General features: G+C 53.4%; 12 protein-coding genes and 2 pseudogenes. 6 read left to right on the top strand and 8 right to left on the bottom strand.

The genetic code is table 11. The features are described from left to right. Window positions 1-29: 29 nt before the first annotated feature. The 3 genes from ACRYA2_RS21980 to ACRYA2_RS21970 form a co-directional block, all read right to left on the bottom strand. On the bottom strand, window positions 30-890 hold the full coding sequence (locus ACRYA2_RS21980; RefSeq protein WP_433633074.1) for a sugar phosphate isomerase/epimerase family protein: 861 nt from the start codon (window positions 888-890) through the stop codon (window positions 30-32). Between the two features lie 1,290 nt (window positions 891-2,180). Continuing rightward, a complete protein-coding gene (locus tag ACRYA2_RS21975) occupies window positions 2,181-3,527 on the bottom strand; it encodes a 3-keto-disaccharide hydrolase (RefSeq protein WP_433633072.1) in 1,347 nt (448 codons plus the stop codon). Between the two features lie 1,123 nt (window positions 3,528-4,650). After that, window positions 4,651-7,314, bottom strand: coding sequence for a plastocyanin/azurin family copper-binding protein (locus tag ACRYA2_RS21970; protein WP_433633070.1), 2,664 nt, complete (start codon window positions 7,312-7,314; stop codon window positions 4,651-4,653). An 88-nt stretch (window positions 7,315-7,402) separates the two neighbouring features. On the opposite strand from ACRYA2_RS21970, the pseudogene ACRYA2_RS21965 reads away from it, so the two are divergent. Next, window positions 7,403-8,028, top strand: a pseudogene (locus ACRYA2_RS21965) (IS200/IS605 family accessory protein TnpB-related protein); the annotation flags it as partial. A 177-nt stretch (window positions 8,029-8,205) separates the two neighbouring features. Beyond that, entirely contained in the window at window positions 8,206-9,180 is a 975-nt protein-coding gene (locus ACRYA2_RS21960) for a sugar phosphate isomerase/epimerase family protein (RefSeq protein ID WP_433633068.1), read from the top strand. A gap of 191 nt (window positions 9,181-9,371) precedes the next feature. Here the strand turns inward: ACRYA2_RS21960 and ACRYA2_RS21955 are convergent, their stop codons facing one another. Next, window positions 9,372-9,647, bottom strand: coding sequence for a zinc ribbon domain-containing protein (locus ACRYA2_RS21955; RefSeq protein ID WP_433633092.1), 276 nt, complete (start codon window positions 9,645-9,647; stop codon window positions 9,372-9,374). A gap of 17 nt (window positions 9,648-9,664) precedes the next feature. After that, a pseudogene (locus tag ACRYA2_RS21950) lies at window positions 9,665-9,973 on the bottom strand (RNA-guided endonuclease InsQ/TnpB family protein); the annotation flags it as partial. A gap of 2,351 nt (window positions 9,974-12,324) precedes the next feature. Here ACRYA2_RS21950 and ACRYA2_RS21945 point away from each other — a divergent pair. The 4 genes from ACRYA2_RS21945 (at window position 12,325) to ACRYA2_RS21930 (ending at window position 16,982) form a co-directional block, all read left to right on the top strand. Then, window positions 12,325-13,296, top strand: coding sequence for a sugar phosphate isomerase/epimerase family protein (locus ACRYA2_RS21945; RefSeq protein ID WP_433633090.1), 972 nt, complete (start codon window positions 12,325-12,327; stop codon window positions 13,294-13,296). A gap of 9 nt (window positions 13,297-13,305) precedes the next feature. After that, window positions 13,306-14,430, top strand: coding sequence for a Gfo/Idh/MocA family protein (locus ACRYA2_RS21940; protein ID WP_433633066.1), 1,125 nt, complete (start codon window positions 13,306-13,308; stop codon window positions 14,428-14,430). Between the two features lie 117 nt (window positions 14,431-14,547). Further along, window positions 14,548-15,399 carry a sugar phosphate isomerase/epimerase family protein gene (locus ACRYA2_RS21935; RefSeq protein ID WP_433633064.1) on the top strand — a complete coding sequence of 284 codons (852 nt, stop codon included), beginning with the start codon at window positions 14,548-14,550 and terminating at the stop codon, window positions 15,397-15,399. A gap of 344 nt (window positions 15,400-15,743) precedes the next feature. Next, window positions 15,744-16,982, top strand: a complete 1,239-nt coding sequence (locus ACRYA2_RS21930) for a 3-keto-disaccharide hydrolase (protein WP_433633062.1) — start codon at window positions 15,744-15,746, stop codon at window positions 16,980-16,982. 305 nt (window positions 16,983-17,287) lie between these two features. Here the strand turns inward: ACRYA2_RS21930 and ACRYA2_RS21925 are convergent, their stop codons facing one another. The 3 genes from ACRYA2_RS21925 to ACRYA2_RS21915 all read right to left on the bottom strand — a co-directional run bounded on the left by ACRYA2_RS21925 (window position 17,288) and on the right by ACRYA2_RS21915 (window position 20,150). Continuing rightward, on the bottom strand, window positions 17,288-18,652 hold the full coding sequence (locus ACRYA2_RS21925; RefSeq protein WP_433633060.1) for a hypothetical protein: 1,365 nt from the start codon (window positions 18,650-18,652) through the stop codon (window positions 17,288-17,290). 115 nt (window positions 18,653-18,767) lie between these two features. Beyond that, window positions 18,768-20,000, bottom strand: coding sequence for an RNA-guided endonuclease InsQ/TnpB family protein (locus tag ACRYA2_RS21920; RefSeq protein WP_433633058.1), 1,233 nt, complete (start codon window positions 19,998-20,000; stop codon window positions 18,768-18,770). A 3-nt stretch (window positions 20,001-20,003) separates the two neighbouring features. Continuing rightward, the gene (locus tag ACRYA2_RS21915) at window positions 20,004-20,150 is read right to left on the bottom strand and encodes a DUF2080 family transposase-associated protein (protein WP_394298909.1); all 147 of its coding nucleotides are present in this window, start codon (window positions 20,148-20,150) and stop codon (window positions 20,004-20,006) included. Between the last annotated feature and the right edge of the window lie 516 nt (window positions 20,151-20,666).

Raw genomic sequence — 20,666 nt, 5'->3', positions numbered from 1 at the left:
GACTCTTGAAAGGGTGTAGTACCCCTTCTTCACTTACCGTTCCAATTTCGATGCCGCGGTCCATTCCATGTTTCAAGATATTCAGCGCCGTAGTTAAGAGATTTCAGGGGATTAGGCGCTCCGTCGTACTCATAGATGAGATAATCGATATCGGCCGCTTCACGAGCAACGTTGGCGACAGCCTCCATGTTGACGTCTCCCTCACCAATTTCGACGAAGTCGTTTTCATCATCACTCACCTTCATATCCTTCATATGGAGCGATTTAATCTGGTCACTGTGTCTATTAAGGACTGCAACTGGGTCTGCTCCGCCGACAAGGACCCACCCTACGTCCAGTTGGAGGTGGACATTGTCGTTGACATGCTCGGCGAAGATGTCGTAGCCAAATCTATCACCAAATTTTTTGAACTCATGGGCGTGATTGTGGTAGCCAAACTCCATTCCTTCGGCAGCTACCCTGTCAGCCATTTCGTTGACCGTCTCAGCCCAGTCAATAACAGCTTCCTCGCTATTCCACGCTTCATCACCTTCATACGGGTGAATGAGTGCGTCAGCACCGAACTTAGAGTAGGTCTGGATAGTCTCCTTAAAGTTCTCTTGCAGATCTCCGAGTCCGACATGAGCACTAGAAAACTGTAGACCAGTCTCCTCAAGTGCAGTTGCGACTGCGCTTTCGTCGTCGATATAGTAGGGTTCGACGGTATCGTACCCGGCATCGCCAGATTCGTAAATCAACTCCGCAACAGAGAGATCTGAATTGTTGTACGTCCAGAACTGGGTGGAAGTAGGAATTTCCTCGGAGCCCTTCGTCTTGGCTTGTCCAAGTCCGACAAAAGCGGTACTAAGCCCAACGGCACCGAGCCCTTGGAGAACCTTTCGTCGGTTCACAGTTGACGTCGTTTGATTACTAGCACCGTTCTCTTCCGCGTCCGCTTGATCTAAATCGCGCATTTTCTTATATTTCCTTATCATTCTATTTCCGGACCTTTTCCCGATCTAATACCGTCTTTAAGCGTCTTACTCAATCATATTGTGTGGAATTGATGATCTACTTTATACCTTTTCCACCATGGGAAACCATGACGTAGCAATGTAATAAATACCTGTTGGTAAGGGCAAAATAGAACTATGCACATGTATTAGAAAGTATATTGGCTAATACCCAACAGTATTGCAGCCAACGGCCTGTATTTTCTATTGTTCAAGCGATTCTCAACGAGAGGACTCTTTTCTTATAGATTACAAAAATATTTTGAATCTCCGATTTTAGATATATTCTATATTTATTTCTCTATTTTAATAAAGGGGTGCTATCGAACAAGCTCCAAGTACTGTCAATTGCTCCAAGATGGTCTACAATGGTCGGCGCGACCACCCGTACATCAACTCCTCCGTCGAACGAACTACTCAATGCAGCCGGCCTCCGGAATAGTAATCGTAGTTATCACCAATAACAGGAATCATAATACCAAATATATTATATCTTATAAAGAATCACAGGCTAGTGCTGTTCTTTCTAGATCCCGTTCTACAATCCAAAATATTCAATTTCTCATTGGTTGCCCATTACAGAACAAGTTTATTAAATATAACGTATTACAGAACAGGCGATGGAATGGTCTTTACAGCACTAGTTCTGTAATATTAGTTTGAATCTGCAGTAATTGTCTTTAGTTACAAAATTTTCACAAATTAATTTTCACCAACGATATAGATTTATACCAGATATTCTATATCACAGAACGCTCTATATTGGGGGATAAAGGCCGATCGGCACTGTTTAGTTCAGGAGTTTGAGAAGCGCGCAAGTCGTAAGGAGAAATGTGCATATCACTCGCGGACCTGCTCAGAGAGACGCTAGACATGGATTGTGATGAGATTTAGGTAAACGAGCGCACCCGACACCCATGCGTCGAGCGGCTCGGGCCGGAACTTCAAAGCGCCAAGCGAGACGGACTGTTGGAGCATTCCGCCAAACGCTGTTTGTTCTCACAGTTGGAAGTAACCGAAGATGAAATGTCGGCGCACGGTAATTTGAGACTATTCTGAGGAACTTCAAGAGGAAGCGTTCTACTCCACGTCGGACTGTTTACTCTCTTGATTTCAACCTTCCACAAATATAACCCGAAGGGTAAGTAGGAAGGGGTAATTTATCGAAACCCCTGTTCGTTACAGATATCAGTCGAGCGAACGTGCCCAAGTGTTGCGGAACTGTACTTGGCTGTTGTCCTCTTGGAGGCGAAGCGGCAGCTCGGACGCATGCTCCTCATACTCGGCAAGCGTACCGTCGGCGTTCGGACCATCGACTAAGAGCCGCGTCTGGACTGCGACGCCGTTGAGTAACGCTGTCACTTGTGCCGGTGAAACTTCGTCACCGTCAAAGCGCGGGCCCTGCCAAAGGATATCGAGTTGTTGCCACTCACGGGGTTCGCGGACAGCGTCGTGATGAGGTTCGGCTTGGTCCGTGAAGGCGCCGGCCCACTCGTCGGCGTCGTCGTTGCGGTAGGAGCGCATATCGACGATCTGAATCTCGTACTTGCCCATCATCAAGACGCCGCTATTACCCCGGTCTATGCCGTTCCCCTTAACGTCCGCGGGGATGCGGTACTCAACGTGGAACTGTGCATCGCCGTACTTATTGTCGCTCTCCCAGTCGCCGTCTCCTGGCTCAAGAGTCAGCTCGTCATCGATCAACACATCAGCGTCTTCGGGCGCATCGCCGGTCGTTCCTACGCCACCGGGCGCGACCTGCTCGGGCATCTCGTAGTCGCCGCCCGAACTGTCATACTGGGGCATTGCGTCGGGATTGTCTATCTCGACGGGGTCTTCGGGCAGATCACGATACCAGATATTCCGGAAGTGCACCATGTCCTGGCTGCGGCCGTGATCCTGCAGATTGAAGGGAACCTCCTCGAGGAATGTCCCATCACTGTCCCGGGGATGGCCGAAGTCCTCGTGATCGAAATCGTACAACGTATCATACCAGACGGGGCCCGGAATATCGAGGTGGGTTTGGACGGCCACACCATTGAAGAAGAGCGTCGCCTGGGGATAGCGCGCGAGTTCTCCATCCTCGAAGCGTGGACCGCGCCAGATGATATCGTACTCCTGCCATTCACCCGGTGGACGGATTGGGAGAACCAGCGGCGCGCTGCCACCGCCCGGCTTGTACTTATAGTACGATCCGGCATGACCGCTTGGGTAGGTGGGATTCTCGTAGCTCTGGAGTATCTGGAACTCGTACGTTTCCATCATGAAGAGCCCACTATTTCCTGGTCCCTGACTTTCTCCTTCTAAGCCTTCGGGAACTCGCCACTCGAGGTGGAGGTGACAGTCACCTATTGCTTCTTTGGGTTGAATGTCGCCGGTTCCAATATTGACCTTGAAGTAATCGTCGTGCTCAATCCATTCAGCATCACGACCGTCAGGATAGTGCTGCCAATCGTCGAGAGAGGCCTCTTCACCGTCCCATAGGATCGTCGCGTCCGACGGTGGATCCGCGCTGAGTCCTTCGGCACCTGGCACAACTCGGCGCGGCCGGGTTTCATTCATTTTGTTTCCGGGGCTCTTCCTATTGGACCGGTTCTTTGTGGCCTGTCCGAGTCCAACGAAAGAACTTCCTAAGCCAATAGTACCAATCCCTTGGAGAACTTTTCGTCGGTTTGTTGGTTGACCATGCACTCTGTTTTCTTCTTCTTTTTGGTTTGAATCCCTCATATATTATCTCTCTGTTAGTAGCACTCAATTTATCGGTAGAGTGCTACTTGATATCATCACATACTTACTTAATAAGCGTTTCTATTATAGTTATTTACTATTACTCTCTAAAAATAGTATGTCATATATAAATACGAAGAATCTGTGCTTGAGAGTGTACTCGACCTAGCAACAGTTTCCTACTCGTGCAGCCTTCGCACTGAGCAGTCAACGTGACAACAAGTAGTAATTCCCGAACAATTTGGACGCTCTGGCACTTTGCTCAGTGTTATCCGTCTCCGGCGTGGGTCATACAAGTCTTCACGACATTCAAATCAGTGTTCTCCAATCGCCGAACTTCACTTCGTTCACAGCGTTCTGAGCGCGATAATTCCGGCTAAAGCCCAATTTGCTCTGTTGGATCGCTAGACAGCGTCGCGACGATTCCGTTATCTCCGGAGAAAACAAAGAGTCGAAGTATTGTATAGTATGAAATTTGACTCTTCACCTGTACTTCGGTGTCGAAAGCGAAACAAATCGTCGCTCATCCCAACGAAACCGCCACCCTCTTCGGGATTAGCGGGTTCACCGAGGAGACAATGTTGGCCCTTCATATGCTCCGTATCGGGCTAGGCAAGTAAGGGCGGTCGGAGTTACGCCGGTGAAGCGCCGCAATCCCACGCTTAGCGTAGCGTTTTGGTGCGCGAAAGGTGTGGACGGACAGTCGAGGATTCACAGATGGCCATATCTGTGAGCTTTCATCAATTATCAAGAGAATCCGTGCCTGGATAATCTCTTCATATCTTCGGCTCCTCGTGCTCACTTAATAAATTAACTATATTTTAATAATTTAATGTAATAATAAATTAGACAGATTATGGGAGTATGCTAGCGTAGCTTCGGCCGGTTCCGAAGACTGTGGATTCAAAGACTAGTAGTGTATCCTACCCGGTTAGATCACATCGATGGTGCCCGCCATCGTACCTGGATGGACGGTGCAGACATACTCAACCATCTCCGTGGAAGCGGTGAACGTCAGCGATACGGTGGCGCCTTCTTCCGACACGATGTCGGTTTTCTTAATGTTATTATCATCGGCGTCCTGGAGCGCGAAATCGTGAGGCGACCCGTCGCCATTCGTCCACGTGACGGTGTACTCACCGCCTTCCTGAAGCGTGAGCGTCGGGTTCGTCTGACCACTGATTCCGTCGGGCGCGTTCCCTTCCCAGCCAGAGATCAGGCCATTGAGTTCGATTGTCGTCCCTGGTTCGATCGCTTCCCCTGACGGATCATCCTCTCCCGGCGGGGAGTCCCCGCCGGAAGACTGGTACTCGACAACGTGGATGCCGGAGTACATGCCCATGATAATCAGCCGGCCGTCAGAGAGGACTTTCATGTCGTAGGCACCAGAGATAGTGTCGTCATTAGGAAGGAACTCATTCATCTCAAGGCTGCCGTCGTCATTTAAGGTGACATACCGGGTGACGTCCGAGTTACTCGGTCGCATGATGAACGTCTTGCCGTCGAAGAAGGGATCGAGTGCCCCCTGGCCATAATCCTCGGAGTAACGGTAGACCACGCCGACGTCCGCCGAACCGCCGGGCTCGAATTCGGGATAGGTGTTCTCACCAGGGCGAGGCTGGTCCAGCCAAGGATGGACCTCGGTGGCATTCGCTAAATTCTCGAAGCTCTGGGGGTGCCAGAAGAGCGCCGGGGTGACGTTGGGGATGTCCGTGATGCCGGTGTTGTTCACCGAGTTGTTGCGGAGGTTGTCAGGCCAGAACGGCTGGCCGACCTCGTCAGTCTCGAAGTCGTAGTCGCGGTAGGGGTAGTACGCCCGGAACCACGGATAGCCGGTGTTGCCCGGCTCAGACCACAGGTGGTAGCTCCCAAAGCCCGGCATGCCGAGTACACTGTGCCCCCCAGCGTCGTTGCCGTAGTGGGCGGTCCAAAGATGGCCAGTGTGCTCGTCAACAGAGATCGTGAACGGATTGCGCATTCCCATCACGTAGATCTCCGGCAGGAACTCTTCGTCGGAGTAGGACTCACCGGTCTCCGCTTCCCAGATCTCTTTGAGGTTGCCGTTGGGGATGTCGTAGCTACCGTCTTCGTTGAGGATGATCCGATGGACCTTTCCGCGCTTGTCAGCCGTGTTACCCGAACTACGCTGGGCGTCGGCGACCGGACCCGGTCGCCCACCGACGATCCCTTGGCGCTCGTCGCCCATGTACGTGTCAACAGTGGCCCCTGGTAGCCCATTGACAGTATCGTCGGGTGGCCAGTCGTGAGTGGGATGCCCTACGTTGTTGGAGTTGTCGCCGGTCGAGATGTAGAATTCGCGGTTCTCGCCGAAGGTGATGTAGCAACCGTGGTGACAGCAGGTGTTATACTGCTCGGGGACCTTGAAGACGACCTTCTCGGAGTCAGGGTCGAGGGTGCCGTCGTCGGCCATCTCGAACCGAGAGACGAGCGTGTTGGCGTAGAAAATCTCGTCGTGGTAAGGATTGTCAACCTCCTCCAAGTTCTCGCTCGAAGGATGGTACATAATGTAGACATAGCCGTTTTCCTCGAAGTTGGGATCGATCGCGATCCCCTGTCCGCCGAGTTCACGGGCGGCGGACGATTCCCCGGCGTAGTGTGGTTCGGCGAAGTGTCCGCCGTGGAAGGAGACGGGAATTTCGAGGGCAAGTTGGTGCTCGCCAGAGTTTGGATCGACCCAGGCGACCTCGGCGTAGCCGTCACCTTCGCTGACGAAGGGGGCCCCGCGGGTGATGACCCAGATCCGATCCTGGGGATCGACAGCCATCTGCATCCACTCGCCCTCCTCGCCGTCTTGGAGGTCGTATTGGCTTTCGATGTCGCCCCTCGCGAGGACAGTACTAACATTGTAGTTGTCCCAGTTGGTAGCCTTCTTCGGATTTCTTGACACATCAAGGTCGCGATTCCAAGGTATATTCTCCTCAACAATTAGGGTTCCGCTAGCTTCGTTGTCTTCGGTAGCAACGGTGTGAGTGTACTCGCCCGGGTCAAGTCCACTTGTATCAATGCCTTTGAAAGTGACAGTGGTGCTATCGTCCGCGGCGAGGGTAAGATCTTGGGAGGCGACGGTTTCACCGTCGATGACGAGGGTGATTTCCTGTGTTCCTTCGATGCCACCAGTGTTAGTGATCGTCGCGGAGACATCAAGGGAGTCGCCCTGTTCGACGGTTAGCTTTGTGGGATTGAGGTCACTTACCGAAAAGCTGGCCGAGGCTGCCCTCGCCTTGATGGTGCCCCGCATATCGTGCTTGTGGGGCTGGCAGTAGTATTCGGCCATCTCTTCGGTCGCAGTGAACGTAACGGTCTGAGTCGCACCTTTCTTCGGCCGCACCTTACTCTTGAGGAGCTTTTTGCCGTTAGCATCCTCAATCACGAAATTGTGGGGATCTCCGTCTTTGTTCGTCCATTTGATGGTGTGCTCTTGGCCTGCGACTAGTTCCAGCGTCGGATTCTTTTTGTCTTTAATCGCTGCGGGTGCGACGCCTCGCCACGCGTGATTCGGATTATTCGCGTGAGCCGGTGGACCAGTTTGGTTTTCCTCATCTTCTTGAACGTCTACCGCTTCGAGTTGTATCATGTTACTATTCCACGAGCAAAGATTAACCCAGGGGTATTAAAATTACCGATTAAAGTATAAGTGAGATGGGGTGAGGGGAGCGCGTCCTGTTATCGACTTCCCGTAGATCAGGTTCGAACGCTATCGCTACTTCACGATGCAGAAACAAGCGCAGAATGCGGGGAAGCCGAGTATCCACGACATGCTGGAAGGCATGAGGAACGGTTCGTCCGTCACTGCCTCTACAAAGTCAGTTGGTACATTATGGAGTGGAGCCGTCAGTTTGAGAAACCGTGCATCGTCTTTGAAGACCCCAGAGAGATGCGTGACAGTATCAACTACGGCACGCGGATGAACCGACGCTTGCACTAACTACCCTTCCGTGCGCTCCAATACTACATATGCTACAAGGCGTCGTTCGAGGGGATTCCGACTGCATGGATTAATCCAGAGTACATGAGTCAGCGATACCCAATGTGCAAGCATACGGAGCCTACGAATCGTAACAAGAAGCGATTCAAGCATCGGTCGGGTCCCATCAAGACCACAACGACCATCGTACAAGCGTCAACATCGCCGTGAAAGGCATCAGGACTGGACTATGCCTGCTCTCAACAGCCTCCCGCAGGTTCGGACGGTGCGACCGCAGGCATCGGGGCCGTGGACCCCCAACCGTGACCCACCCTACCGCCTGAGGCTATCACGGGCGATTATCGAGTGCGAGTGTCCGACTAATCCACGAGAAGTTTCGGGATCACTCCCGAGGCGTGAAATCGTCCTCATGTTCGCCATCACCAACATAAAACCGCGCTGTGAGCTACTCTAACACTCTTCAGCATCTATTCAACACGACGCTCGATTCCACCCCCATACACCCAAACAATTAAGTCCCATGGTGGTAATTCATATTCTATGGCACAGAAATCAGGCGATCAGACCAGTACAGATAACGAGCGCTTCAGCATGAATCGTCGGCGAGTTCTTCAGGGGATTGGTGCAGCCGGCGTGGGTACTACAATCTCGTCCACTGCCTGGCAGACAGAGACGACCGTCGCGGCCCAGGAGACAGACGAAGACATTCCCATCTCCACGCAGTTCTACTCGTACCGTGACACTGGCCTCTCGGTACCAAAGCTGATACAGAAGGCCGCCGACGCTGGCTACGACGCTTTCGAGCCCTATTCAGTCGGCGCCAATACTAACGTGAACCCGATCCTTCAGGCGATGGACGACACTGGTCTCGAGATGAGCAGTGCCCACATCAGTATCAGCGCCGTCGAAGACAACACCGAAGCGATGGCCAAAACCTTCTCACAGTTCGGCAACCCTACCCTCATTGACCCAGGTGCTGGTCCCGACGATTGGGGCAACGAGGCTGCGGTTATTGACTTCGCCGAGCGGTGTAACGCGGTGGCGGACAAGCTGGCCGAGTACGACCTTGAGTTTGGACATCATAATCACGACGCCGAGTTCACGGAGATCGGCGACACGACTGGCTACGACATCTTCGCCGAGAATCTCGATAACCAAGTCCAGATCCAACTCGATGTCGGTTGGGCGCTTGTCGGCGGCCGGGATCCAATCAGCTTCACCGTGGACCACTCGACAAACGTTCGATCACTCCATATGAAAAATATGACTGTCGATCCCCAGGAATTTACCGAGATTCACAAAGGCGACGTCAATATGCGTGCAGTGGCGACGGCCTTCCGCAACACCGGAGACACTGACTATCTCGTCTTTGAGCACGATGCACCGGAGAACCCCCTCGAGTCAATGCAGATCGGAGCCGATTGGCTTGAAAAACTGAATCAGCCCTGGCAACCTGGCGGCATCGGTGCCATCGAAGGTGCAGACACCCATCCCGCCAAACTCTACAGCCCCTGACCGGCGATCATCCAAGTAGAGTCACTCATTCCGGAATTTTCCACCAAATTGGGTTCGGAGATGGAGGTAGCTATTCAATAATAACTACGTCAGCTACCCACGAGTAAACTCGTGGGCTTGTCCGTGGAACTCCTCTTCTGGCCGAAACTCGGCGGACGGACGACCGTCACTCAAATTCAACGTCCCGGACTTTAGGGCAAGCTGACCGTGCCCAACTCCGAGCGACGTTTGCCCTCGGGTACAGTAAGCAATTTCAGACTGATGTTCTTCGCCGCGTTGTAGTCGCCGTCGAGTTTGTATCCACACTCGTTGCACGAGAACCACCCATCTGGACCTTGGTTGGTGGACGACTGATGGCCGCACCGAGAACATATCTGACTTGTAAACGCGGGCGGGATAGGTTCAACTGAGATACCGTATTCGGCGGCTTTCCATTCAAGTATTTTTGTAGCTCTCTGAAGGCCCAATTGTGCATCTGACGTTTGATGCGGTCGTTCCCGTTATCCATCCGATCGCGGATATGCGTTAACTGCTCGACGGCGATATACGAACAGTCGTGGGACCGCGCTTCTTCAACGAGTCGCTGAGAAATGGTATGCAGACGATTCAGAACGAAGCGGGTTTCTCGTCCCGACAGTTGCGCAAGCGTCTGCTTCGCGGAGCGAGTGCCTTTGTTCTGAAGGCTCCGGCGGACTCGGAAGTAGTGGTTCTGGCCCCGCAGTAGTTCGCCACCGTCGTAGAACTCGCCGGGTGACGTTACGGCGACGTTCTTCAAGTTCAAATCGACGCCCATCACACGGTTGCCCTCCTGTTGTTCGATCTCTTTCAGTAGGACGATGTGGAGGTAGAACTCGTCTTCATCCTCGCGGTAGTGCAAGGTCCCCATTCGCTTTTCGTCGTCGTCATCGAGATACGACCGCTGATAGTCGCTGAGGACGTATTCGACGGCGACCCTTTCGACGGTCAACGGACGGGTCGCCGACCGGTCCTTGATGGTGAGCGTCCGTTTGTCGTAGACGGCGGACGACTTCGAGAATCGAGGGAGCGGGCGGCTGTTCCCTTTTTTCACTCAGCGACCGTCGATTTGAGAGCTTCGACGGCTTTCGAATAGGCGCGAACGCAGCGGTTCGCGGGAAGGTGGTCTTCTCTCGGAGGTCGTAGTACACACGGTCGTGTATCTTCGACTTGTTGAGGATAAGGTAGCCGTCGTCCTTGCGTGCATTCTGTTCCGTGTAGTTGGCGGCGTCGTTGAACTGGTCGATGGTGGTATGGAGGTCGTCCCATCGCTCGTCGGGTACGTCAAGTTTAACGGGGACGGTTCGTTTGACCACCATTGTAACTTCACGGACGGAGTGGCGTATTATATACGTTCAGGAGTCGGATTGCCGAAGAACGTGGTTTGTTTCCCGGTTATCGGGGTCCTCCCATGACTAAAGTCGTGGGCTTCCGCCTCGAAATCCTGTGAAATCGGATGTAACGGATGAGGCCTGCCCGTCGTTACCGGTATGGTATACGTTCGGTGCGCGACACACGCGTTACTATTGTTCGTCTCCGGTTTGAGTGTCTGTTCTGTATGTCAGTATACTATAATCCCCTATATTCTGTTCTGCTTGTATTTTCTATTAGTGGTATCCGCTATTAGTAGCTCTCAACTCTTCATTCTCCCTTTTACACTCCACTCTTGTAACGGGAATGTCGTTCTGCATTCCACAACAGACAGTAATTATGAATGTATAGTAGGGTAATAATGTATCTTATTGTCTGTATTTAATATCCTACTTGGATTTTGCTTAAAGATTACTAGCCTCAGTAATGATTGGCAATAGTTTACATAGATTGTCATTACAATCTTAGAACTGTAATGGATACTTGCGGTAGATTGCATTTTATACATCAAAGCATTATATTAATTCTGGAATGGAGAACAGAGCGAGAAGAGGAATATCTCGATTCACTATGAACGTTATCACGAAAGAGAAATACCGGTTAGTAATTCAGGATCAAATGCGAATCCAACCTTGATTTCCATTGACTCGGCGTGATCAAGGATGTCCTGAAGTAAGTCAAATAGTATCCTTGGCCTGTTCTGGGGAGGTTCCCCGGAAACGGATGGCCGGTTACAACACAAACAGTTGGTGCGCCGACCTCTGCGAAAAGATCTATTGCGCTATTCCCACGTTGGGTACATCTGTGTGTGTGCAGTCAGCGTGGATATCTTCAGGTTGGTAGTATTAGGTGCGTGGATAGAGTTCGTGAATAAGGTCAACAAGATCTCCACCAACACACTAGAAATGACCTATATCGAAGTTACAATCAACTTGAAAGGAGTCGATGTGAATAACAAGTAAAAATATTTATCTGAAGGCCCTATTGGCAAATCTAGTTTAGGTTCAACCAGTACGTCAACGTCGACCGTCTCGGCAGTCTCCGTTACTTTCTGAAGACCTTCGAGAAACATCTCATACTACCCTGACTGTTTTAGGAGATGGGGTCCCACTCTTTGACAATAAGCGAGCCGTTGAAAGGATGGACGTCGCTGCAATATTATGACCGCTAAAAACAAAATCCTCAATCTTCGGTAGGTCAATACTTGTGCACGGCTCTCGTGCCGTGACTAATCCGACCGTGTCTGTTTCCCTGGTAGAAAGGGCCCGTGCGCCGACTGTTGCCGTTGTCGCTCCATTGCCATAGATACCAATGAGCCAGATACCTGTCCGTGTCATTAGTCCCCTCGATCTCCTAATTTAGCCGATTGTTATTGCAGTTGTATTTGGTCTGACCGCCTCTTTTATTTGGTTTATATAGTATTTTTGTTATATATTTATAACCGACAATAGCACCAACTGTTATTGACTCCTTGTATTTATACTGTTTGTAAGTCCCAATCCAATATTTCATGATAAGAACTATAGCAATCTATCATAGTTTTTATTCTATTCGATATTAATTGTTTTAATATTTTTAAACAATTACTATTCGAAATTTCGTTATATAGTACCAGTCTTCCTGATGTTGACCGGGATAGTATGAACCAAATTCTCTCCTACTGTTTCTAGTCGCTCTTGGTACTGCGCGAAGGAAGACCTATTTTTCTAGGTTGCCAATATGATAATGTTAAAGTATTCGGTTTTAGTACTAATTTCTATGGACATAGGTGTACTCACGGTTCCACTGGCAGACGAACAGCTTGAAGAAGCCCTTGTATATCTCGCGAACCAGGGTGTTAGTGCTGTTGAGTTAGGATGTGGCGGATTCGTCGGCGACGATCACCTTCCAAGGAAAAAGTATCTCAATGACACGATGAAACAGGAAGAACTCCTTGATCTTATTGAAGAAAATGATCTATGGATATCTGCGTTGGCGACCCACAACAACCCGCTTCATCCGGATGACGAGGTGGCCGAGGAGGCCGATACCGAACTTCGCGAGGCAATCCAACTGGCCGATCAACTCGACGTGGACATCGTCACGTGCTTCTCAGGCTTACCCGCCGGTGGTCCGAACGACGAGGTGCCCAACTGGGTCACCGCCCCGTGGCCGTCGGAGCACGCCGACGTGCTGGAGTACCAGTGGGAAGAGGTCGCTATCCCCTATTGGCGTGACATCGGTGAGCACGCCGCCTACCACGGAGTCGACGTCGCTATCGAGATGCACCCGAACATGCTCGTCTACGAACCCGCCGGACTGCTGGAACTGCGGAATGCGACCAATGACCGGATCGGCGCGAACTTCGACCCCTCGCATCTCTACTGGCAGGGTATCAACGTGCCCGAGGCAATCCGGTTCCTCGGCGAACGCGACGCTATCCACCACTTCCACGCCAAAGACACCAAAGTGTACGAGGCCCAAGCCCGGTACAAAGGTGTGCTCGACACAACCCCGTACACCGAGGAGGCCAACCGCTCGTGGCTGTTCCGCTCGGTGGGCTACGGCCACGGCGAGGAACACTGGAAGGACATCGTGAGCGCCCTTCGGATGGTGGAGTACGACGGCGTGCTCTCCGTCGAACATGAGGATTCGTTGACTAGTTCGCGCGAAGGGTTAGAGAAGGCGGTCGAACTGTTGCAACGCGTCGTGTTCCAAACAACGCCTGGCGAGGCGTACTGGGCCGAATAGAGGATAAGGATGAGTACAAAAGACACCATTGATATCGGCGTACTAGGATATCGATTTATGGGCAGAGCCCATTCAAACGCCCTAGCACGGTTGCCAATGTTTTTTCCGGAGGCACCAAAGACAGTTCGCCATACGCTCATCGGTCGGGACGAAGAAGCACTAACAGAGGCGGCCGAGCAGTTCGGCTTCGCGAATACCACGACAGACTGGAATGAAGCGATTGAGAAGGTAGATATCCTCTACAATCTCGGTCCCAATCATATCCACCCGGAACCCTCTATTGCAGCAGTTGAGGCTGACACCCACGTCTTCTGTGAGAAACCGATGGCGCCGACTCTCAAGCAAGCCAAGGAGATGCGTGAGGCAGCTGCTGACAGTAACGCCCTTGCCGGCTGTGCCTTTAACTACCGGTTCGTCCCAGCCCTCCAGTACGCAAAGGAGCTCATCGACGACGGTGAACTCGGCGAGATCCACCACTTCCGCGGGCGCTACCTGCAGGACTGGCTGGTCGACCCCGACGCGCCGTGGTCGTGGCGCAATTCCAGGGAGCTCGCCGGTTCAGGTGCACTTGGCGACCTTGGTGCTCACACTCTCGATCTCGCCCAATTCCTGGTGGGGAATGTCGAACGCGTTTCAGGTCACCTTCAGACGTTCGTGGATGAGCGTCCAGTCCCCGACGAGGACGACACGCGGCCGGTCACGGTGGACGACGCGTACTCCGCGCAGGCTGAGTTGGAGGGCGGCGTGATGGGCACCTTCGAGGCTTCGCGGTTCGCCACGGGGCACAAGAACGACCACACCATCGAAATTCATGGCTCCGAAGGAAGCCTGAAGTTCTCGCTCGAACGCATGAACGAACTCAAGATCCTCCGGGGCGACGACCGCGGCTACGAGACCGTGCTCGTGACCGACGAGTCTGACCCCTATATCGACCACTGGTGGCCGCCGGGTCACGTCATCAGTTGGGAGCACATCTTCGTCCATGAGAACTACGAGTTCCTCACCGCAATTAGAGAAGGCAAAGAGTTCTCCCCCTCTTTCGAAGATGCCTATCAGGTTCAATGTGTCCTTGATGCAATCCATCAGAGTAGTAAGCAGAACCAGTGGATTAAATTAGATGATATAATTAGATAGAAATATTATATATGCTCTCGTGTGCAATTATAGATCGGGCTTCGTAGGACGTGCTGTGGATGTCAAATACGAGTGATTAAGGGTAAGGAATTTTATTCTAGAGTATAACCATCGAGTATGGTTCAACTTGCCTTCTCTACGAACGCCTACACAAAGATGGAACTTCCGGAGGCTGTCCGACACATTGCAGATCATGGGTACGATGGAGTCGAACTGTTAGCCGACATCCCCCATGCATTTTTGCCGGAGTTCGATGACGAAGATCTAAAAGCACTTGAAGGCGTCATCAAGGAGACAGGAATTGCAGTGTCCAATATCAACGCAAACACCGCTGAAGGCTACTACGACGACGCTCCAGCTTCATCGTTTTTCGACCCGACAATCATTACTGCAGACGACGATGATCGCACCTGGCGGATTGAATATACGAAGCAGGCTATTGATCTTGCCGCTGCAGTCGGTGCACCATCGGTCTGCATTGCAACTGGTCGTCCACTCCCAGGTACCTTGCCAGAACAGGCTCGAGAGTACCTAATCGACTCCCTCCATGAGATCCTGGATTATGCAGAATCAGCGAAAGTTACAGTTGGCATTGAATTTGAGCCTGAACTACTAGTTGAGTGCACCGACGAGGTCTTGACGCTTATTGAAGATATCGGACGTGACTCGTTAGGGGTTAACCTCGACATCGGCCATGCAGCCGTTTATGGAGAAGATCCAGCTACCAGTATCCGCCAATGTGCCGGTCATATTACTGGTATTCATGTAGAAGACATTGTCGGCGGTCGGCGAGGCAAACACTATCACCGCATTCCTGGTGACGGAGATCTGAATTTTGAGTCAATTTTCGAAGCACTTGATGATATTGATTATGATGGATTTGCAACGCTAGAATTGTACACCTATCCCAACTCTCCTGATTTGGCTGCCAAGAAGGCTTATCAGGCGCTTGAACAGTATGTAGATTAAGTTATATACCACAAGTAGTTGAGAATACTTCAAGTTCACAAAGAAATAGTGTTAACACAGTGAATAGAATATAGTAGAAACTCATCGTCGTAAAAAAAATGGCCGAAGGTGCCGTTTCACTCAGTGTATTCGTCGTAGTTGACCTTGAGCAAGCCATCTTCGACAATGAAGGTGTTCTTCTAGTCTTTGCCGGCGAGCTTTCCTGTGAATTTAGACAAGCTACTGCTCGATATTCCATCGACATTGTAATTTCATCGTCCTCTCATAAAAGGCACTCAAATTATGGAAAGACATGTTAGATGGCTAAGTTTTATACACCTGGGACAAAAATAGAGATTGCAGATATGGCAGATAATAACAAAGTATCACGGCGATCGGTACTGAGCACAGTAGGGCTAGCGATGGCTAGCGGGTTTGCCGTCCCGGCCGCTGCAGACCACGACGGCGATGCCGAACAGTATCCTGAGACCTGTGCTGGACCAGGATTCAATAACACTCCTGTTCAGCCGTGGTCAGGCTGGCGATTCGGGGATGCGTGTCGTCCCCAACCACCCGTGGTCGATCCCGGTGAGCTCACGTTCAGTGAACCCCCAGCGGACGCAACTGTTCTCCTAGGAGATGGCTCGAACGGCGACATCTCCCTCGACAATTGGGAGAGTCCCGACGGCAGTCCTCCTAAATGGAACACCACGGAGAATTATGCCGAGGTCAGCGGTGATTGGCTTCAGTCCAAAGAAACCATTGGTGACGCCCATTATCACGTTGAATGGAGAGTCCCATCGGACACCAGTGGAAGTGGCCAAGATCCGGGGAACAGTGGTGTCTGGCTGGCCAGCAATTACGAAATTCAGGTGCTAAATAGCTATGAGAATCCCACCTACGCCGACGGCATGGCAGGCGCACTCTATGGCGAGCATCCACCACTAGTCAACGCTGCCAAGCCCCCCGGAGAATGGCAATCGTACGACATTATCTGGCGCGCGCCCCGCTTCAAAGACAATGGGGACGTGGAATCGCCGGGTGTCGTGACCGTCTACTGGAATGACGTCCTCGTCCAGAGCCAAACGGTGGTTCATGGGTCGACACCCTACAAGGCTCTCCCCGAGTATAGTCCGCATCCCCCTGAAATGCCGCTGCAACTCCAAGATCACGGCCGACCTGTCCAGTATCGCAACATCTGGTATAAATCGCTTCCCACTCCTGCATCGGTGGTCACGTTCGACAGCGACCAGTTGACAGTCGAGGATCGTACCACAAACCTCAAAGCATCGATCTCCAACAGCTCATCCTCGGCGTTAACCTCAGTTAGTGTCACCCTCACTTCCCCGAGCAATTCAGGTGTAAAGGTCCTCCCAAAAGGAAAGACGAGGGTCGACAGGGTGGAAGCCGGGTCCTCCAAATCAGTCTCGTGGACCGTTGTACGACTACCCTTCGCAGATGATGCTCCGCACCTCCTGACCGCCACCGTATCGTACACTATCGGCAATACACAAGAGGAAGTGGCCTACCAGCTCCCACTCTATCCTGAGCCATCTTCCGAAAATAGTGAAAATGACGATTCCAACCACCCAGATAAATGTTGATAACAACTCTTACCTGCCCAAAATTGTGAATATATTATAATATTAGTATTTCTATATATTTGTTTGATGGTTTTGCCTCAATGAAAAGCTTATTGAATAGAAGGTTCCATCACACATTGTCGGAGAGCCGTGCTCCGACAAGAAAAACACCTCCGAGGCGTGATCACACATCACGTCCTTTTGAACGGCCACAAACTGTACGTTCGGAATATTGGGGGAAGAATAGGATTGATTCGGACTGCCCGGCCAGGCCGCGAAAATCGACTACGCTCGAGTAGTCGTCCACTCGCTTCGATTTGGTGGCCTCAGAGCACGGTGCCGCACACCATCTCGCCAGTGGCCGGGTGCGGGATGGGACGTTGCCCCTCCGGGCACTGTGCCGGGTCGTAGTTGTTGGACGGGACGAGTATCTCGGTGTCCGGGTAGTCGTCGATGACGACGCGGTCGTTGCCGAGGAGGGCACCCGAGAACTGGTCTCCGATACGGTCTTGGGCGGCGCTGTTGGCGTCGCCGACCTCCGCGATAATGTCGCTCACGCCGGAGTCGGCGACCGGCGGCGAGAGTCCGGCACCGGGCTGGTGGGACAGGATTGTAATGCTGGACTGGACGATAGCGCTAATCGCGGCGAGTTCGTCCCATCGCCGGGCAGCCACGGCGCGCCACCAGAACATCGAGAGCGTGTAGTTCTGCCAGTTGGTTATGGCCGTCACGACCACGACGACCATGTCCTGGTAACCGAAGTTCATCAGCAGCGGGAACGCCTTCAGCTCCCAGGAGCCGCCGATGCCGTCGGGGAGCTCACCGAGGAGTCGCGGTTCGCCGCGGTCGAGTATCTCCCAGTAAACGCCTGCCTCCCGTTGGCTTTGCAGGTACGCGTCGAGGTACTCCTCGTGCGTGAACGACGTCGTTCCCGGGATCACTGGGTAGGAAGAGACCGAGACCTGTGCGTCGTACAGCCCGTCCTGCTCGTTGCGAGCCCCGTAGACGTCTATGGTCAAGCTTGTCGCCCCTCCCGCCTGCCATCCCTCCGGCGCAGCGTATTCCCAGGTCGTTGCGCCGTAGGCGTCCGACGCCGAGGCGGTACGGACCACCAGCGGAACGCTCGGGAACAGGTCCAGACACGCGGGGATGTTCGCCACCGTCTCCCGAAGCGACGACCACGCTCCCTCTGGCCCCAAGCCGCCCGCGATCAGTCCGTACTGGCCGGACTGCTCGGTCCAGACCTCACCTTCGACCGCCTTTCCGTCACGCGTCCCGGTGAGCGAACCGGTCTCTGCGTTCCAGTGGAGGGACGTACCGCCGTCCGCATTCGCGTCGTTCAGCCCCGCGACGAACTCGCTCGCGACGTCGTCGACGGACGCGCCAGCCTCTAGCCAGCCGGGGTAGACGAACGCGAGCGTGGGATCGTCCGGCGCGATGGGTGCGAGCCAGATGATCCCGCCGGTGTACTCGATGGTCCATCCCTCGGGCCGGCCGACGCTGAATCCGACGTATTTGTCGGTAAACACTGGGATTTCACAGGACTCGGCCGTCACCTGTCGCGGGCTTTCGGACCGGGTTTGCTCCTCCTGCCCGTCGGTTCCGGCGTCGAGGTATCCAGCGATAGACCCCGCTCCGAGCGCACTTACGGCTCCGAGTACCCGTCGTCGGCTCGGCGAATCGACTGTCATCCCATCACGTGTCGCAGGAGATCACCTGTCTGGTCCGTCGGCAGTTCCGCGTAAAGCATGGACAGTTCGTTTACTCCACAATCTGATCGGTAAGTCCGCGGTGAACTACCCCACCCTACTCGCTCACGGCTGCCGCCGTTCGCTCCGTGAGGGTGGGGCTTCCTGTTTCAACGACGCGCTGTGCAGGAACCGAATCGGTTCCCGTCGGGAGCGCAGTCTCCACAGTCGTTAATTCGGAGTGAACCACTCCTACATCTTCGAGACCGCGAGAAAGGATGTTCCACGCCGCGTTCGCGTCCCTGTCCGCCTCGAAACCGCAGGCAGGACACGAGTGTTCACGAACCCACAGCGGCTTGTCCGTCGAGATGCCGCATGACGCGCACTCTTTGGTCGTTCCTCTCGGGTTGACCGCCACGAAATGCGTTCCTTCGCGCTCGCACTTGTATTCGAGCATCCGGAGGAACGTCCCCCACGCCGCACCCGCGCGATTCCGTGAGTTGCCGGGGAGTTCGACCAGTCCCTTCGCGTCCAAGTTCTCGACCGCCACAAGGTCGTACTCTCGGGCGTAGTAGTTCGACAACTTGTGGAGGAAGTCTCGGCGCTTCCGCTTCAGGTCGGCGTGGCGTTCGGCCACGATTTTGCGCTGTTTCTCCCAATTCGCAGAGCCGTGTTCTTTTCGTGAAAGGTCGCGCTGTGCGCGTTCGAGTCGCTCACGTTCGTCGCTGAAGTCGGGACTTTCGATGGCGCAGCCATCGGTGTCGTGTGCGTACGTGAGAATCCCCACGTCGATGCCAACGACCTGCTCCGGCGTCTCAGGTTTCGCGGGGGTGTCTTCGTCCACGTCGATGCCAAATGTGGCGAACCACTCGCCTGTGGGTTCCTGTTTAACCGTGACCTGTTTGACGGTTGCGTCCTCGGGGATGTCTCGGTAGAGGGTGACGGGTATCTCACCGATTTTGCTCAACCACAACGTAGACCGACCACTCGTATTCTTGAGTTTGAAGCCGGACTGATTGTAGGTGAGCGACCGGTACTCCCGAGGAGGTTTCCACTTGAGCATCCCCACAGCACGCCCATTCTCCTTCTGTGCTTTGAGCGTGGAGAGGTTGTCGTAGACGCGCTTGACGACCATCTGCAACACTTTCGAGTGAACGTCTCCGAGCTCGTCCCACCACGCTTTGAGGGCAGGGAGTTGCCCCTGCACCTCGTAGCGGGCAGGGATGTCGTCAGAGTTGTTGAGTTTGTAGAGGACGTGGTTATACAGTTGCCTACAAGTATCGACGTGGTGGCGAAGCTCCTCTTGGAGAGCTTCCGGCGGGTTGAGTCGATACTTGTAGTTGTACTGCATGGCCTACTCGTCTGAAGTGGGTTCGGAAACGCGGACGACTTTCACGTCGGCTCCGCGCCAGCGTTTAGGAACGATGACGTGGGCACTATTGCCTGACGGTTTTGCAGTCCCGTCGAGGACTTCCTCGCCTTCGATTTCAAACCTATCCATCACTGATGTATAGACTGTGGATAGACATAAAGGAAGCGATGGGCCTGTGGGCCGGGTGTCGCGGGTGTATGAGAACTGTGCGGCGCTGTATCCCCTCCCTCCTGCGCTACTCGGTCGCTTCGCTCCCTGCGTTGCTCCTTGAGGAAGGGGACTTAGCGCCTCATTCCGTTAAACGAACCGCTGCCTGTCGACCGTATGAATTCACGTCCGACGATACCACTGATCGTGACGGTGCTCGTCGTGATCTGCGCCCCGGCCGTGACCCGGTAGCCCTGGCCTCGGCGGGTGACGTCGCGTCACCAGAGTCGATAGGTTTGCTGGGTGATGGATCCCCCGCAGCGTCTCTCCAAGGCGGTGACGACTTGGAAACGGCCAACCGGCCTGGCGACGAGCGACTCCCGCAGACGGCGAACGACACGGCCACACCGACGGGACAGTCCACGCCGAACGAGCAGGAGAACTCGTTGCAGCCGAACTTATCGGAGACGGAACCGAGCGACGAGCCGGCACAGGCGA

The organism is Halomicrococcus pelagicus (genome assembly GCF_050954125.1).
This window is presented reverse-complemented; position numbering and strand designations above follow the sequence as displayed.